Below are 15,625 nucleotides of genomic sequence, written 5' to 3'. Positions count from 1 at the left end.
CGAGACCTGGGCCTGATGGCAACCCTCACAACTGAATAGGTGCTGACGTGGCTGACCGATTGAGTGCTACCGCTCTACCTGTGTAGGACAGGACGACCGCACCACGTACGACAGCACCTAAGGCTGCTGTTGTGAGTGGTTCCCCCGGGCGGCAGTCAGTTGAGACGCGACCTCGCTGGCTGTCGCCCGCACCCCGTCCGGGGGTGACGGGCTGATGGCCAGGACCCTTGAGACGATCCTGCTAGGCCGGGACCTGCTGTCCCCGGTCTATACGAAGGCTGCGGCATCCACCCGCGCCTACGAGCAGGCCGTCACAGGCTCTCTGACTCGGGTCTCCGCCGCGATGGGCGCTTCTGCGCAGGCCCAGGCTGCGGCGGCGGGCCGAGCCGGTGGAAGTGCGGAAGCCGGCGCCCGCACGCAGACCGCAGCGTCGGGCCAGATCATCGGGGCGAACACCCGCGCCGCCGAGGCTGCCGCGGCGTCGGCAACGGCTCAGTCCCGCGCTCACGCTCGTGCGGCCGAGTCGATGACAGTGTCCGCTCGCGCACAGCAGGCCGCGATCAGCGGTCTGACGGCGTCGAACGGGCTGCTGGGCACATCGATGTCCCCGCTGACGGCCGGTCTTGGTGCCGTCGCCCTGGGGTTCGGCTACGCCGCGTTCCGTGGTGCGGCGTTCGAGTCCGCGATGTCGCAGGTTCAGGCCGCGACGATGGCGACGGGCTCGGTGCTTGGGGACCTGCGTGACCTCGCTATCGAGGCGGGGGCGGCGACTCAGTACAGCTCCGAGGAAGCCGCGCAGGGCATCACCGAGCTCGCCAAGGCCGGTGTGTCCACCGCCGACATCCTCAACGGTGGGTTGGCTGGCGCTCTTGATTTGGCCGCCGCCGGTCAGCTCGAGGTTGGGCAGGCCGCGGAGATCGCCGCCACCCAGATGGTGGTGTTCGGTCTCGCAGGGGATCAGGTGTCCCACGTCGCTGACCTGATGGCCGCTGGCGCGGGCAAGGCGCAGGGCTCCGTGCAGGACATGGCACTGGCTATGCAGTACGCCGGCCTTCCGGCCGCCGGGCTGGGCCTGTCGATTGAGGAGACCGCCGGCACCCTGGGCCTGTTCGCCTCGAACGGCCTGGTCGGGGAGAAGGCCGGCACGTCGTTCCGCGGCATGTTGGTGTCGATGACCAACCCGGTCGGCAAGACCCGGGAACTCATGGACGACCTCAACCTGTCGTTCTTCGACGGGCAGGGCCAGTTCATTGGCATGGAGGGCGTCGCCGGGCAGCTGCAGCAGCGCCTCGGTGACCTGACAGTGGAGCAGCGCAACGCTGCCCTCGCCCAGATCTTCGGCAACGAAGCCCTAGGCGCCGCCCAGGCCCTGTACGGCGGTGGCGCGGCCGGGGTCGAGCTGTGGACAAGCAACGTCAACGACGCCGGCTATGCAGCCGAGCAGGCCGGCATCCTCAACGACAACCTGCGCGGCGACCTGGAGAAGCTCGGTGGGGCGTTCGACTCGACGATGACCGTGGTTGGTGGCTTCACCCAGGGCACCCTGCGGTTCCTGGTGCAGGGCTTGACCGACTTGATCGACGTCGGCGGGGACGTCGTTACGTGGATCGCGGACCTTCCCGGTCCCTTGCAGGCCGCTGCGGCTGCGGTCGTTGCCATGTACCTGGCCACCGGCCCCCTGTCTGGGGTACTGCTGACTGCCGGGTCGAACATGGCCGGTCTTGCCGGTCGCGCCCTCGGGTCGGTCAGCAGCGTGAGCGCCCTCACCGGATCCCTGGTCGCCGCCCGCACCGCTGCCATCGGACTGGTCACCGCGGCCGTCCCGCTGGCCATCGTTGCCGGGCTGGCCTACGCGGTCACCGAGCTCGTGGCTTTCTCCAACGCAGGCGACGACGCCACCGCGTCAGTGAAGCGGATGAATGACGCCATCGACGACGCTGACGGCAACACCGAGCGGTTCGGCAACGTCACCGGCAGCCTCGACGAGGTCCGGGACAAGATCAATGAACTGTCCCCGGTCGTCGAGTCCTGGTCGGAGGAGAACCGGTCCTGGTTCGAACGGGCGTTCATCCCCGTCACCAGCGGCGTGGAGGACGCCCGGCAGAGCCTGGAGGTCTACCAGGACGCCCTGGACGACCTGGAGGACAAGCAGGAACGCAACGGGCAGAACGTCGAGGTCCTGGGCCGCCGCTACGACCTGACCCGGTCGCAGGTGGAGGACTTCGCCGACGCGCACGGCATCGACCTGTCCGGGTCCCTGCAGATCGTGCAGACCGACTTCATGCGCCTGGCCGAGGCCTCCGGGATGGCCGCCACGAGCATGGGTGTTGCGAGCGGCTCGGCGGCCACCGGCTACGAGAGCTTCACCGCCTACGCCGCGGCGCTGGGACTGGCCGATGAGGCCGCGGAGGATCTGCGGAAGCGCACCGATGAACTCGGTGAGTCCCTCGGTGAGTTCATCTCCCCCCTCGGCGCCTACACCGGGCTACTGGACTCCAAGAAGGAAGCTGAGCGGCAGTCCGCTCAGGCCACGGCCGACGCCACCGCAGACCAGTCGGACTCCTGGGAGGACTACGTCGGGGACGTCACCGTCTCGGCGCAGGAGTACCTGCAGATCCTGCGTGACCAGGTCACCGCCCAGGACGAGTGGCAGACGAACATGCTGATCCTCGCGTCGCGGGTGTCGCAGGGCACCATCGACGAGCTCGCCCGGATGGGCCCCGAAGGCGCCCAGCTGGTCGCCGACATGGTCGACTTCACCGACGCCGAGCTCGCGGAAGCCGAAGGGGTCTTCGCCCAGCGGGCAGCCAACGCGACCGGTGCGTGGGGCCTGACCCTGCAGCAGGCGCAGCCGGTGCTCTCGCAGATCGCTGCCACGGCCGGCCAGGGCGTCGCCGACTCCCTCGCCGCCCAGCTGGCCGCCGGCACGACGACCATCGCTGCGATCGCCGCCCAGTACGGCATCGTCCTCGCCGACGGAGTGAACCCCGTTCTCAGGTCCCTGGGACGAGACGCAGTCATTGCGGCGGCACCCCGGGCGGTTCCCGGTACTGGCGGGCGACACGCCGACGGTGGACCCATCTGGGGTGCGGGGACCGCCACGTCGGACTCGATCCCGGCGTGGCTGTCCAACGGCGAGTACGTCTTGAAGGCGTCCTCGGTAGCCCGCAATGGCGTCTCCGCGCTGAACGACCTGAACGAGGGTCGCGCTTCGGTTTCCCGCTTCGCCACCGGCGGGTTCGCCTCGGTCGGTGCGGTGCCCAAGCCGCGCTCCACGGCACCGTTCGCGCCGCCCCTGTCCTCGGGGGCCGACGCCACCATGCAGGCCGGCTACGACGCCGTGGCGGCCTGGCTGGGCGCCAACCTGGAGCAGCCGCCCGCTGCCGCTTCCGGGGGCTCCGCGAACGGGCTGCTGCCCATCATGGCCGCCGCCCGCGCCTACGTCGCCGAAACGTACGGGGTGCGCAACATCGGCGGGTTCGCCCGACGCAACATCGCCGGCACCAACACCCTGTCCGACCACGCCCTCGGCAAGGCCATCGACGTGATGACGTCGGACAAGACGCTGGGCTGGGCGATCGCCAACGACCTGGCGTTCGGTGCCGCCAAGTCCCGGTTCAACATCGAGAACGTCATCTGGCAGCAGTCCATCTCCTCCAGGGGTGGGCCGTTCAAGCGGATGGCCGACCGCGGGTCGCCCACCCAGAACCACTACGACCACGTGCACGCCGACACGTTCGCCAACGGCGGCTACGTCGGCCCCGGATCCATCCTCAACCCACACGTGCGGGACCAGGGCGGGCCGCTACTGCCCGGCTACACCTACAACGGGCTCAGCCGGCCGGAGTGGGTCCTGTCGATGGCGTCGGGCGGCATGGTGCGCGCCGAAGACGGATCCATGGTCCCGGAGTCGTTCTACAGCCGCACCGCCGGACCGTCCGAGGGAACTCTGCTGTCCTCGGCTCAGCGGCGCATAGCCGCCGGGCAGGCGCTCACCGAGGCGCAGGCAGCAGCGATCTCGCGGGCACTCAACCCGCAGACGATGCCAGGCTACGGCGCGTCCAGTACCCCCGTCGTCGTGGTCAACAACTACATCGACGGCAAGCAGTTCCGCTCGATGGCCACCGAGGTCACGAACGGCCGACTCGAAGACATCTATCGATCGAAGGTGTACTCCTGACCGACAACCTGCCCCCACACATCACACGCGGCCTGGCCCAGGCCAACGTCCTCTTGGGTCTGCTCGAGACCGGGGACGGCGACAAGCTCGCTGGACTGTGGCGGCACGTGCCCACGTTGGAGGACAAGATCATGCTCAGCGCCTGCCTGCAGACGCTCGCCGCTGAAATCACTGCCGGGCTGCCGGCGGCTCGGCGGGTGTCTGCGATGGACCGGCAGTCCGAGCTGCGGCAGCACGCGGCAGAAGCCAACAACCCGAACCAGCACATCCCCCGGATCTACGCGCAGGGGCGGCACGTCGTTGAGCTGATGACGGAGCGGCTGCCCGACCAGCGACAGCGGGTGGCGACCTACCAGCGGGCCATCACGAAGTACGCGTGAGCACGCCCGATTCGATAGTGACGGAAGGACCACCAGGTCTCAGGTTGGACGTCGCAGCCGCGGAGGCCGACGAGCTACGCCGAGTCGTGGAGAGGCACCATCCGGTGCCGTGCCAGCAGACCGATCCAGACCTGTGGTGGCCGGAGCGGCGAACGCCCCCGCAAGACATTGAGCTTGCCGTTGACGGCTGCCTCCGCTGCCCCGCCGCGGGCGCATGTCTGGCCTACGCGCTAGCCGCCGACGAGCGGTTCGGAGTGTGGGGTGGTCTGACTCCGGAGGATCGCCGTCCGTAGCGGCCACACTGCAGGAACAGCACGCTCCAGGGGCGCCCGAGGCGGATGTGGCGCACGAGGCTGAAGTCACCCGGAGTCACCCTGTGGGGTGACAGTCGGTCACGTTCGGTTGGTAACACGCCGATAAGCCTCGTTACACAGCGTCCATCGGTGCTCCGGGATCCGTGAGTCGTGGGACGTTATCCGTATGGGAGAGCAGGAGGTGTCCGTGACTGTGGAGGATCGTCTCTACAAGTTCGACCACGAGCTGACCATGATCGAGGGCGTCGCCTGTGTGTCCATCAAGCAGGTTGTGGCCCGGGAAATGCTTGTCGAGGTTGGTCTCGCCCCGTTCGACTGGGACGTCCGGGCCGAGGTCGTGGCGGCAGTGGACGACTTCGCCCGATCGATGATCGATGAGATCAGCGTGGTGCTCGACGTGTTAGACGCGGCCGACGTGCCGCTTGCTCACACCGCGTAAGTGCCAAGTGAGTCTGTCCATCTGATCCGGGCAGAGGACGCGGTGAGTGCCGCGAGGATGCTGCGCCCCGAGCACCCCGCGTGGGCACTTGTTCCCCTCTTCTACAGCGCCATGCACCTGATGCACGCGCAGTTCGACAGGGACTATCTCCCCGAGGGTCCGCGACACCCGTCTGGCCACGTGCACCGACGGACGGACGGCCAAATCGTCTCCTGGGGTACCACTGACGTCGTCCGGGAGCACTATCAGCCGGTCGTTTCTCGCGCCTACTCGAGCCTGTTCCAGGCCGGGTACAGCACGAGGTACAGCTCGCCACTCAAGGGAGACGGTCAGCGCCTGTGGGACGACTACGAGGTGGTCCGAGGCTTCGTCCTTGGGTCCGGCAAGTAGGTCGTCGGTAGCTCTGCCGTTGCGCTCCGCGTAGCCCCGGAGCAACGGCTCCACGCACGAGACGGGCCCCCTCGCCGTTGCTGCGGCGAAGGGGGCCCGTTGCCTACTTCCTTGGGCGCCTAGTCGCGGGCCGTCGCGGCGAGAACCAGCACCTGGCGGGTCTCCTGATCGACGATGAGGTCGTCAATCGGGTGCCCGCCCGCTGCCTGGCGGACGTCAGCGGCGGACAACTCAGACAGGCCGCTGCGCCCGTCGAGGACGAACGTGACAGGACTAGCTGGCGTCACCTGACGCCACCAGCCCCCCACGCCGCCCTCGGCGCCGATGGGCAGGCCGACGCAGCCGACGACACTGTTCGGGTCCTCCTCGGCCACCTGGGCGTGCGTAGCGGGGTCGCACCAAGGCTCGTGCGCCCCGACGAGGGCGGTGATGACACGGGCTCGGTGGTCGTCGCTGAGCAGAGCCAAGAAGTCGTCTCGTGAGGTGACCAGCACGCCGCCGAGGGGGCTGGTGATCTGCAGGCGCGCCTCGGGAAGCTCGAGCAGCTCAAGGCCACCGAGCAGCACAGCCGCGGTCATGCCGACAGCCCGGAGACGTTGCCGGCCCACACGACCGCGGTGAAGAACGCGACGCTGACGGGCTGGGCGACGATGGTGGCGCCGAGGATGACGACGCCGGCGGCCATGTCGCGGACGATGCGCCCGCGGCGGGTGAGCCGCGTCGGGGTGTGGGTGGCGCGGTGCCGACTCAACCCGGACGGGGCAGCTGCGGCCTCGCGGTGAAGAGTCTGTCGGTGGGTACCGGTAGCGTTCTTCTTCATGGTCCTCGCCCTCCAAGGGGGTGGGGATCTAGGGCCCGGCCGGTGTTGGTAGCACCTGTCGGGCCCGTCTGTGTCTCAGCCGGACGGCGAAGACGTGCTTCGGGGTGGCGGGTTGGTCAACCGCTCTTCAATGACGTCGACGGAGACGCCCTCAGGGTCGGTGACGGCCTCGCCGTCTTGGGTCCTCAGCCAGTACAGCCCGTAGTCGATAGCTCTCACATCGATGCGGCGATTGCGGACGAGCTTGAGACCCTGGCGGTCGGCCATACGGCGGAGGCGGTTCTCTCGAACTTTGCCCGCCTGGTCGAGTGCCATGCCAAGAATGATGCTAAACACGATGCCGAGAGGCAAGCCGACACGCCCAACTCATCCGTTGCGGATGAAGGCGTCCACGCTGGAGCGCAGCACGCGAGTGATGGGCCGAGCGCCCAACCCGATCGGCCTGGTCTTCAACTTGCCGGCCGAGATCATCGCGTAGACGTGCCAGCGGGAACAGGCGAGCAACTCTGCGGTCTGGGGCACGGTCAGGAGCTTGTCGGCGGCCATAGAACATCAGCTACCAACAGACCCCCCTGTCTGTAACCGCATCCGACACCCAACATCGGGCGATGTGACATCGCCCGGCGTGGGCACATGATGAGCACGATCGCGCGAGACCTCAGCGCGTGGGGCCGACCGCGGGCGATCCAATGCGACGCACTGACCTGCATGAACGGACGGCCGCGCTCACAGCCGCTTATCAACGACACCCGGTCGGCCGGTCTCATAATCCCTCGGTCGTGGGTTCGAGCCCCACCCGCCCCACCACCCGCCGGGTGGGTGCCTCACTCACAGGGCTGGAAGAAGAAGGCCTCACCGTCGAGGACCGCGACGTGCACGGGGGTGTCCTGGCCCTGCGGGGCGCCGCCCGTGACGTCGGACTCGGTGAAGGTGACGGTCAGGGCGTAGACCCGCCCCGTCGGCACGAGGCCCGCGTACCGACCGTCGGGCAGTGCCCACCCGTCGTCCAGGGCCATCGACGCCACGTCGGGCTGGGCATCGAGGCGGAAGTCGTCGGTGATGCCGCTGTCGCGCAGGAAGACCTGGCACTCCTCCACCGAGTAGGCGTAGTCAGGGTGGTTGCCGGCGACCTGAGCAGCGGCGAGAGCGTCGACACCGGCCTCGGACGACGACGAGAGCCTCTCGTACAACGTCCGGGTCAGCTGCTGGTCGAGGACGAGGTCCTCCCCGGCCGAGGGTGCCGCCCCCGACGAGCTCGGGGCCGACGGGGCCCCCGGTGCGCCCGCCGACGACGCGACCGCCGGGGACGCCGATCCCAGTGTCCCCGACGAGCAGGCGCCGAGCAGCAGGACCGCAGGCAGGAGCAGGACGGAACGGCGCATGACGATCCCCCGATGTCGTGTGGTGGCCGGACCGTAGCGTCTCGCGACCGCCGCCGCCGCCGCCGCCGGTGAGGACGGTGCCGCCTCGCGCGGTCCGTACGCACCCAGCGACCATGGAGGCTGTGTCCTTCACCCACGACGCCACCCTGCCCGCCGACCCGGCCACCGTCCTGGCCACGCTGACCGAGGAGTCCTTCGTCCGGGAGGCGCTCGCCGCCCTCGGCGCCGACGTCCGCGAGGTGACCGTGGAGGGCACCCGCACCACCGCGCGCTACAGCGTGCCCACCCAGGGCATCCCGCCGGCGTTCGCCAAGTTCGTCGGCGACCGGGTCGAGGTCCTCGACGTCCGCACCTGGACGGCGGAGGGCGACGGCGCCAGCGGCACCGTCGTCGTGACCACCAAGCTCTTCGGGCGGGACGTCCGGCTCGACGGGCACCGCCGTCTCGAGGCCGCCCCCGAGGGCACCCGGGTCAGCAGCAACGGGCACTCCTCGGTGGACGCCCCGATCGTGGGCCGCCAGGCCGAGAAGGGCGTCGACGAGCTCGCCGTCGTCGTGCTCTCCAGGGAGGCCGACGCACTCACCCGCCGCCTCGGCGGCTGAGCGGGTTCAGTCCAGCGCGACGATCCCGGCGGCGTGCCGCCGGGCCAGCTCCTGGTAGATCGCGGGGTTCCCGTCCACCCACTGCGCGGCGCCGGCCGTGAGCGGCCCGCGCACCCGGGCCGGCGCCCCGAGGGCGAGCACCTCGTCGGGAACGACCATCCCCGGGGGCACCAGCGACCCGGCGCCGACGAGGGCGCGGGCCCCGATCCGGGCGCCGTCCTGCACGGTCGTGCCGTTGCCGATCAGCGCCTCGGCGCCGACGACGCAGCCGTGCACCACGCACAGGTGGCCGACGGTCGCGCCGGGGCCGATCTCGGTGACCGGGTCCTCTCCCCCGTGCAGGACCGAGTTGTCCTGGATGTTGGCCCCCTCGCGGACGACGATCGCGCCGAAGTCCGCGCGCAACACCACGCCGTACCAGACCGAGGCGTGCGCCTCCACGGTCACGTCCCCCACCAGCGTCGCGGTCGGAGCGATCCAGGCGTCGGGGTGCACCTGCGGGTGCTTGCCCTCGAAGGAGAACATCGGCATGCCGCGCAGCCTCACACAGCTCGCGGACGCCGGTGACCCGGGGCACAGTCGGGGACATGACCGCACCGCAGGACCAGCCACAGCCCCGCGACATCGCCCTGGAGCAGGAGACCGAGGTGCAGGCCCAGGACCTCGAGGAGCAGAGCGACCCCGAGACCGACTGAGCTCCCGACCTGCCCCGGCGCCCCGGCCCGCGTAGCTTCCTGCCGTGGAGTCGCGGGTGCTGGCAGGTCGCTACCAGCTGCGCGACGAGATCGGCCGGGGCGGGATGGGCGTCGTGTGGCTGGCGCACGACCAGCTGCTGGGCCGCGAGGTCGCGGTCAAGGAGATCACCTTCGGCAGCGACGTCTCCGAGGCCGAGCGGGCCGTCCTGCGCGAGCGCACGTTCCGCGAGGCCCGCGCCGCCGCCCGCCTGGACCACCCCGCCGTCACCACCGTGCACGACGTGGTGGAGGAGGACGGCAAGCCCTGGCTGGTGATGGAGCACGTCCGCTCCCGCACACTGCTGCAGCTGGTCGAGGAGCACGGGCCGCTGCGGGTGGACCTGGTCGCCAGGATCGGCCTGGACCTGCTGGACGCCGTCGCCGCCGCCCACCGCGCGGGCATCGTGCACCGCGACGTCAAACCGGCCAACGTGCTCGTCGACGACGCCGGCCGCGCGCACCTCACCGACTTCGGCATCGCCACCTCGACCGGGGACTCCACGCTCACCAGCACCGGCATGATCCTGGGCTCGCCGGCCTACATGTCCCCCGAGCGCGCCACCGGCCAGGACCCACAGCCCCAGGACGACCTGTGGTCGGTGGCCGCCACGCTGTACACCGCCGCCGAGGGCCGGCCGCCCTTCGACCGCGGCGAGCCGATGGCCACCCTGCTCGCCGTCGTCACCGAGCACCCGGCGCCGATGGTGCGCTCGGGGGCGCTGCAGCCGGTGCTGGCCGCGATGCTGGCCCGCGACCCGCAGCAGCGCGCGACACCCGGTCAGGCCCGGACGGCGTTCACCGCCGCCCTGGCGGCCCCCGCTGCTCCCCCCGCGGAACAGCCGGCACCCGCACAGCAGTCGGCCCCTGCGCACGAGGCGGCCCCGCAGCAGGCAGCCCCGCAACAGGCCCCCGATCCCGGCGCACGACCGGCCCCGGAGCCCCGTCGCTCACCGGAGGCCGCCGCCGGCGTCCAGGTGCAGCGCTTCGACGCAGCCGACCTGCGCCGCCGCGCCCACGACGCCAAGGTCAAGCTCCGCGCACTGTCCGACCAGCTCACGGCGCCGACCCCGGGCCGGCCTGCTGCCCCCGCCAGGCCCCGGTTCCGGTTCAAGCGCCGGTGGGTCGTGATCCCCACGCTGCTGCTCCTGCTGGCGGTGATCGCCCTGGTCGCCGGGGGCGTCTGGTTGGTCGCCGAGGGCGGGCAGCTGCTCGGCGGTTGACGCCACCGCCGCCCCGGGTAGGCCCGGACGCATGCGCACCGACGAACTGCTCGCCGCCGCCTTCGACAACATCGAGGGCGCCGTCGCCCGGGCCCTGGACGGCCTGACGGCCGACCAGCTGGCCACCGCCCCGCCGTCGGGCACGAACACGATCGCCTGGCTGGTCTGGCACCTCACCCGGGTGCAGGACGACCACGTCTCCGAGGTCGCCGGCAACGAGCAGGTCTACACCGCGCAGGGCTTCGCCCCCCGCTTCGGGCTCCCCTTCGACGACGCCGAGACCGGCTACGGCATGGACGCCGAGGACGTCGGGAAGGTGCGCGCGGACGCCGAACTGCTGCTGGCATACCACTCCGCGGTGCACGAGGCCACGGCTGCGTACCTGGCCACGCTGTCCGACGACGACCTGGACCGTGTCGTCGACGAGGACTGGGACCCGCCGGTGACCCTGGGCGTACGGCTGGTCAGCGTGGTCACCGACGACCTGCAGCACGCGGGCCAGGCGGCCTACGTCCGTGGTCTGCTCTCCGTGTGACCGCACCGAAGGTCGACCCGAAGGACGACGACACCTACCGGGCGCACCGCGGCGAGTTCCGCACGCTGACCATCCCCGACCGCGCCTACCTGGCCGTGGACGGGCAGGGCGACCCGAACACCGAGGCCTTCGGCACCGCGGTGCAGGCGCTGTACCCGGTGGCGTACGCGCTCAAGTTCGCCAGCAAGGCCGCCGGACGGGACTACGTCGTCCCGCCGCTGGAGGGTCTGTGGTGGGCCGAGGACATGGACACCTTCACCCGGCGCCGGGACAAGGCGCGCTGGGAGTGGACGCTGCTGCTGCTCGTCCCCGACTGGCTCGGGCCGGACGAGGTGGGAGCCGCGGTCGAGCGGACCCGGCCCAAGGCGCCCGAGCGGCTGGACGACGTCCGGGTCGAGGTGCTGTCGGAGGGGCGATGCCTGCAGACGCTGCACGTCGGACCCTTCGACGACGAGGGCCCGGTGCTGCACCGCCTGCACCACGAGGTGCTGCCCGGCGCCGGGCTCCGGCCGTCCGGCAGGCACCACGAGGTCTACCTGACCGACCCCCGCCGCACCGCCCCGGAGAAGCAGCGCACCATCCTCCGCCAGCCCGTCAGCTGATCGTCGGCGCGGCGCCCCGGAGCACCTGCTCGGTCAGGTCGGCCAGCAACCGGGCGGGTTCGGCCAGGCACACCGCCACGTCCGGCTCGACCTCGGTCAACGCGTGCCCGGCCGCGAACCCCGCGGCCGCCAGCTCCGCGGGGGCCAGCCGGACGACGCCGGCGATCCCGACGCACGGGACGCCGGCGGCCGCGGCCCGACGGGCGACGACGGCGGGCGCCTTGCCCGACAGCGTCTGCTCGTCCAGCGCGCCCTCGCCGGTGAGGCACAGGTCGGCCCCGGCCAGGGCGGCGTCCAGGCCCACCAGGTCGCACACCAGGTCCGCGCCCGAGGTGACCCGCGCGCCCAGCACGGCCAGCGCCCCGGCCGCCGTCCCGCCCGCTCCCCCGGCGCCGGGCACGGCGTCCACCTCCACGCCCAGGTCGCGGCGGACCACCGCGGCGAACCGGGCCAGCGCGGCGTCCAGCACCGCGACGTCGTCGGGCGTGGCCCCCTTCTGCGGGCCGAACACCGCCGCGGCGCCGCGCGGGCCGGTCAGCGGGTTGTCCACGTCGGTGGCGATCAGCACGTCGACGCCGGCCAGCCGCGGGTCCAGGCCCGTGACGTCGACCCGGTCGAGCCGGGCGAGCGCGGCGCCCCCGGGGGGCAGCGCGTCGCCGGCCGCGTCGAGGAACCGGACGCCGAGCGCGGTCAGCATCCCGGTGCCGGCGTCGGTGGTCGCGCTGCCGCCGATGCCGACCACCAGCCGGCGGGCCCCTGCCTCGAGCGCGGCCAGCAGCAGGTCTCCCACGCCGCGGGTGGTCGCGGTCAGCGGCGCGGGCGGCGCCAGGTGCAGGCCGGCCGCGGTGGCCAGCTCGACCAGCGCGGTGCCGCCGTCCAGGGCGAGGACCGCCTGCCGGGGTTCGCCGTCGGGACCGGCGACCCGGACGGCCAGCGGCGTCCAGCCCGCGCGCAGCGCCGCGGCCACCGTGCCGTCCCCGCCGTCGGCGACCGGGCGCAGCAGCACCTCGGCGTCGGGGTGGACCCGGACGACCCCGGCCGCGATCGCGTCGGCCACGCCGTCGGCGTCCAGCGTGCCCTTGAACTTGTCCGGGGCGATGACGATGCGCACGACGAGCAGCATGCCGGACACCGGCCTAGCGTCCGAGGTCGTGAGCACCGACGCCGACACCCTCGCCCCCGCCACCGACTTCTACGCCGTCGACGACCTCATCGACCCCGGTGACCTGGAGATCCGGGACCGGGTGCGCGCGTTCTGCGCGGCCGAGGTCACCCCGATCATCAACGACTACTGGGAGCGGGCCGAGTTCCCGGCGCACCTGGTGCCCAAGCTCGCCGACCTGGGCATCGCGGGCGGCACGGTCAAGGGCCACGGCTCGGCCGGCATGAGCGCCGTCGCCGCCGGGCTGGTGGCCGCCGAGTGGGCGCGGGCCGACGGCTCGATGGGCACCTTCCACGGCGTGCACAGCTTCCTGGCCATGCAGTCGATCGACCTGCTGGGCAGCGAGGAGCAGAAGGAGCGCTGGCTGCCGGGCATGGCCCGGATGGAGACCATCGGCGCCTTCGGCCTCACCGAGCCCGACCACGGCTCGGACGCCGTCGCGCTGGGGACGACGGCCACCCGCGACGGCGAAGGCTTCGTGCTCAACGGGGCCAAGAAGTGGATCGGCAACGGGTCGATCGCCGACATCGTGCTCATCTGGGCGCGCGACGAGGACGGCAACGTCGGCGGGTACGTCGTGGAGAAGGGCACGCCCGGGTTCACCGCCACGGTGATGACCGGCAAGACGGCGCTGCGGGCGGTGTGGCAGGCCGAGATCACGCTGGAGAACGTCCGGGTCGGCGCGGAGGACAAGCTGGCGAACTGCCACAACTTCAAGGACGTCTCCCAGGTGCTCGACCGCACCCGGTACACCGTCGCCTGGCGGGCGCTGGGCGTCGCGCAGTCGGCCTACGAGCTGGCCCTGGCGCACACCCTGCAGCGCGAGCAGTTCGGCCAGCCGATCGCCGGCTACCAGCTGGTGCAGGAGAAGCTCGCCCGGATGCTGGCCGAGATCACGACCATGCAGCTGATGTGCTGGCGGCTGTCCACGCTGGCCGACGAGGGCCGGATGACCGCGGCGATGGCCTCGCTGGCCAAGATGAACTGCTGCAAGAAGGCCCGCACGATCATCGCCGATGCACGCGACCTGTTCGGCGGCGACGGGATCCTGCTCGAGCACCACATCGCCCGCCACCACGCCGACATCGAGGCGATCTACACCTTCGAGGGCACCGACCACGTGCAGGCGCTCATCGTCGGCCGCGAGGTCACCGGGCTGTCGGCGATCACCGGTCGGCGTCCCCGCAGGGAGTGACCTCCGCGGCCGGCGGTCAGCTCGCGCGGCTGAGCTGGCGGGTGGTGATCCGCCGGCACTCGGGGCAGGCACTGTCCCGGGCGCCCACCCGCTCCCAGCGCTGCGAGCCCCACACCTGCACGATCGCCCCGCACGCGGCGAGCTCGACCTCCCCGTCGAGCTCGCCCGCGGGGCGGTGCGCCTCGACGGCGTGCCAGGGGCTGCGGTTCTCGGCCGGTCGGCCCGGCGTCCAACGGTCTGGTCGGGAGAACCCGACTGCGTAGCTGTCCACGGTCCTGGTGTGCCCTGCGACACAGTCTGACTAACACCGATTCCGCGGCAGATCACGTCGCCTACCGTCGGTGGACGTGTCCGCCGCCGCCCCCGACGACCCGATCGTCACCGTCGTCGTCTCCCCCGACGACCCGCGCGCCCAACCGCTGCTCACCGACCTGCTCGCCGAGTACGACGCCCGCTACGGCGACCTGTTCGGCAGCGCGGCGCAGGAGATGGAGCGCTACCCGACGGCCGAGTTCCTCCCACCGGCCGGGCTCTTCCTGCTCCTGCTCGAGGACGGCGAACCCGTCGCCGGCGGCGCCTACCGGGCCCACGAGGACCCCGGGACGGCGGAGGTCAAGCGGATGTGGACCCACCGCGACCACCGCCGCCGCGGCCTGGCCCGCCGGGTCCTCACCGAGCTGGAGCAGCAGGCCGCAGCCGCCGGGTACACCCGGATGACGCTGACGACGGGACCGCTGCAGCCCGAGGCCCGCGAGCTGTACCTGCGCGCGGGGTGGACGCCGCTGTTCGACCGGCTGCGGCCCACCGACGTGGAGGAGCTCCGGGCGATGCCGGTGCTGGACCGGCTCTACGCGTTCGAGAAGTCCCTCTGAGCCCCCTGCCCGCGGCACGGCCACGCGGCCACCGGCCACCGCGCGGCGAGCCCGTGGTCGACCATGCGCTGCGGCTGCTGGACGCCTTCGACGCCGACCACCGGTCGCTGACCCTGGGCGACCTCGCCCGCCGGTCGGGCATCCCCACCAGCTCCACGCTGCGGCTGGCCGGCCGGTTGACCGCGTGGGGCGCGCTGGAGCGCGGTGTCGACGGCCGGTTCTCCATCGGGCTGCGGCTGTGGGAGGTCGCCTCGCTGTCCCCCCGCGCACAGGGCCTGCGGGCCGTGGCCATGCCGCACCTGGGCGACCTCGGCGAGGTCACCCGGCAGCACGTGCTGTTGGCCGTCCGGGACGGCGAGCAGGCCCTGCTCGTCGAGCGGGTGTCGGCCCACCACGCCCTGCCGGTGCTCTACGAGGTCGGTGGGCGGCTGCCGCTGCACTCCACCGGTGTCGGCCTGGTGCTGCTGGCGCACGCACCGGCCGACGTCCAGGAAGACGTGCTGGGGCGCCCGCTGGTGCACGAACCGGAGCAGGTGGCGGTGTCGGCGTCCGAGCTGCGCCGGACGCTGGCCGAGGTGCGGCGGACCGGGCTGCACGTGCTGCACCGCGGTGAGCCACAGCCGCTGGTGAGCGTCGCGGCGCCCGTCTTCGGTGCCGAGGACCAGGTGGTGGCCGCCCTGTCGGTCGTCGTCCCCCGGGGGGACGCCGAGGGCCGGCTGCTCGGGCCCGCCGTGCGCACCGCGGCCCGGGCCGTCTCCCGGGGCCTGGGTGCGCGGCGGTCGATCGGCGTCGGCTGAC

The 15,625-nt window shown here is 71.9% G+C and carries 18 protein-coding genes; 11 read left to right on the top strand and 7 right to left on the bottom strand.

The genetic code is table 11. From position 1 onward, the window contains the following. The first annotated feature begins 214 nt into the window (after positions 1-214). The 4 genes from ASG41_RS17110 (at position 215) to ASG41_RS17100 (ending at position 5,313) form a co-directional block, all read left to right on the top strand. On the top strand, positions 215-4,180 hold the full coding sequence (locus ASG41_RS17110) for a phage tail tape measure protein (RefSeq protein ID WP_056297657.1): 3,966 nt from the start codon (positions 215-217) through the stop codon (positions 4,178-4,180). Between the two features lie 53 nt (positions 4,181-4,233). Continuing rightward, positions 4,234-4,560, top strand: a complete 327-nt coding sequence (locus ASG41_RS17105) for a hypothetical protein (RefSeq protein ID WP_056297654.1) — start codon at positions 4,234-4,236, stop codon at positions 4,558-4,560. Beyond that, on the top strand, positions 4,557-4,853 hold the full coding sequence (locus ASG41_RS25500) for a WhiB family transcriptional regulator (protein WP_082557042.1): 297 nt from the start codon (positions 4,557-4,559) through the stop codon (positions 4,851-4,853). Before ASG41_RS17105 ends, ASG41_RS25500 begins: the two co-directional genes overlap by 4 nt. Before the next feature lie 187 nt (positions 4,854-5,040). Beyond that, entirely contained in the window at positions 5,041-5,313 is a 273-nt protein-coding gene (locus ASG41_RS17100) for a hypothetical protein (protein ID WP_056297652.1), read from the top strand. A 509-nt stretch (positions 5,314-5,822) separates the two neighbouring features. Here the strand turns inward: ASG41_RS17100 and ASG41_RS17090 are convergent. The 4 genes from ASG41_RS17090 to ASG41_RS17075 all read right to left on the bottom strand — a co-directional run bounded on the left by ASG41_RS17090 (position 5,823) and on the right by ASG41_RS17075 (position 7,905). After that, positions 5,823-6,281 carry a hypothetical protein gene (locus tag ASG41_RS17090; protein WP_157519478.1) on the bottom strand — a complete coding sequence of 153 codons (459 nt, stop codon included), beginning with the start codon at positions 6,279-6,281 and terminating at the stop codon, positions 5,823-5,825. A gap of 317 nt (positions 6,282-6,598) precedes the next feature. Further along, positions 6,599-6,838, bottom strand: a complete 240-nt coding sequence (locus ASG41_RS17085) for a hypothetical protein (RefSeq protein ID WP_157519477.1) — start codon at positions 6,836-6,838, stop codon at positions 6,599-6,601. A gap of 51 nt (positions 6,839-6,889) precedes the next feature. Further along, the gene (locus tag ASG41_RS17080) at positions 6,890-7,069 is read right to left on the bottom strand and encodes an AlpA family transcriptional regulator (RefSeq protein WP_056297639.1); all 180 of its coding nucleotides are present in this window, start codon (positions 7,067-7,069) and stop codon (positions 6,890-6,892) included. A gap of 278 nt (positions 7,070-7,347) precedes the next feature. Further along, positions 7,348-7,905, bottom strand: a complete 558-nt coding sequence (locus ASG41_RS17075; protein ID WP_056297636.1) for a hypothetical protein — start codon at positions 7,903-7,905, stop codon at positions 7,348-7,350. A 122-nt stretch (positions 7,906-8,027) separates the two neighbouring features. On the opposite strand from ASG41_RS17075, the gene ASG41_RS17070 reads away from it, so the two are divergent. Beyond that, the gene (locus ASG41_RS17070) at positions 8,028-8,507 is read left to right on the top strand and encodes a DUF2505 domain-containing protein (protein WP_056297633.1); all 480 of its coding nucleotides are present in this window, start codon (positions 8,028-8,030) and stop codon (positions 8,505-8,507) included. Positions 8,508-8,513: 6 nt separating this feature from the next. Here the strand turns inward: ASG41_RS17070 and ASG41_RS17065 are convergent, their stop codons facing one another. Further along, positions 8,514-9,038 (bottom strand): gamma carbonic anhydrase family protein, encoded by a 525-nt coding sequence (locus ASG41_RS17065; RefSeq protein WP_056297630.1) that lies wholly within the window; start codon positions 9,036-9,038, stop codon positions 8,514-8,516. 208 nt (positions 9,039-9,246) lie between these two features. Here ASG41_RS17065 and ASG41_RS17060 point away from each other — a divergent pair, with 208 nt between their 5' ends. The 3 genes from ASG41_RS17060 to ASG41_RS17050 are packed head-to-tail and all read left to right on the top strand — an operon-like array spanning position 9,247 to position 11,598. Next, on the top strand, positions 9,247-10,461 hold the full coding sequence (locus ASG41_RS17060) for a serine/threonine-protein kinase (RefSeq protein WP_235564866.1): 1,215 nt from the start codon (positions 9,247-9,249) through the stop codon (positions 10,459-10,461). Between the two features lie 31 nt (positions 10,462-10,492). Further along, the gene (locus ASG41_RS17055) at positions 10,493-10,996 is read left to right on the top strand and encodes a DinB family protein (protein ID WP_056297625.1); all 504 of its coding nucleotides are present in this window, start codon (positions 10,493-10,495) and stop codon (positions 10,994-10,996) included. Continuing rightward, positions 10,993-11,598, top strand: a complete 606-nt coding sequence (locus ASG41_RS17050) for a GyrI-like domain-containing protein (protein WP_056297621.1) — start codon at positions 10,993-10,995, stop codon at positions 11,596-11,598. The genes ASG41_RS17055 and ASG41_RS17050 overlap by 4 nt, the downstream gene beginning before the upstream one ends. Here ASG41_RS17050 and ASG41_RS17045 read toward each other — a convergent pair. Further along, on the bottom strand, positions 11,591-12,721 hold the full coding sequence (locus tag ASG41_RS17045) for a glycerate kinase (protein WP_157519506.1): 1,131 nt from the start codon (positions 12,719-12,721) through the stop codon (positions 11,591-11,593). The genes ASG41_RS17050 and ASG41_RS17045 overlap by 8 nt on opposite strands. A 28-nt stretch (positions 12,722-12,749) precedes the next feature. Here ASG41_RS17045 and ASG41_RS17040 point away from each other — a divergent pair, with 28 nt between their 5' ends. Then, the gene (locus ASG41_RS17040; RefSeq protein WP_056298252.1) at positions 12,750-13,955 is read left to right on the top strand and encodes an acyl-CoA dehydrogenase family protein; all 1,206 of its coding nucleotides are present in this window, start codon (positions 12,750-12,752) and stop codon (positions 13,953-13,955) included. Between the two features lie 16 nt (positions 13,956-13,971). Here ASG41_RS17040 and ASG41_RS17035 read toward each other — a convergent pair whose 3' ends face one another. Further along, complete coding sequence (locus ASG41_RS17035; RefSeq protein ID WP_056297617.1) at positions 13,972-14,226, bottom strand: hypothetical protein; 255 nt, start codon at positions 14,224-14,226, stop codon at positions 13,972-13,974. 76 nt (positions 14,227-14,302) lie between these two features. Here ASG41_RS17035 and ASG41_RS17030 point away from each other — a divergent pair, with 76 nt between their 5' ends. Then, positions 14,303-14,827 carry a GNAT family N-acetyltransferase gene (locus ASG41_RS17030; protein ID WP_056298250.1) on the top strand — a complete coding sequence of 175 codons (525 nt, stop codon included), beginning with the start codon at positions 14,303-14,305 and terminating at the stop codon, positions 14,825-14,827. A gap of 53 nt (positions 14,828-14,880) precedes the next feature. Further along, positions 14,881-15,624, top strand: a complete 744-nt coding sequence (locus tag ASG41_RS17025; protein WP_056297614.1) for an IclR family transcriptional regulator — start codon at positions 14,881-14,883, stop codon at positions 15,622-15,624. The last annotated feature ends 1 nt before the right edge of the window (position 15,625 follow it).

The organism is Modestobacter sp. Leaf380, assembly GCF_001424485.1.
In the GTDB taxonomy this organism is placed as follows: domain Bacteria; phylum Actinomycetota; class Actinomycetes; order Mycobacteriales; family Geodermatophilaceae; genus Klenkia.
Note: the sequence above shows the minus strand (reverse complement) of the source record. Positions and strands in the feature narration are given on the sequence as shown.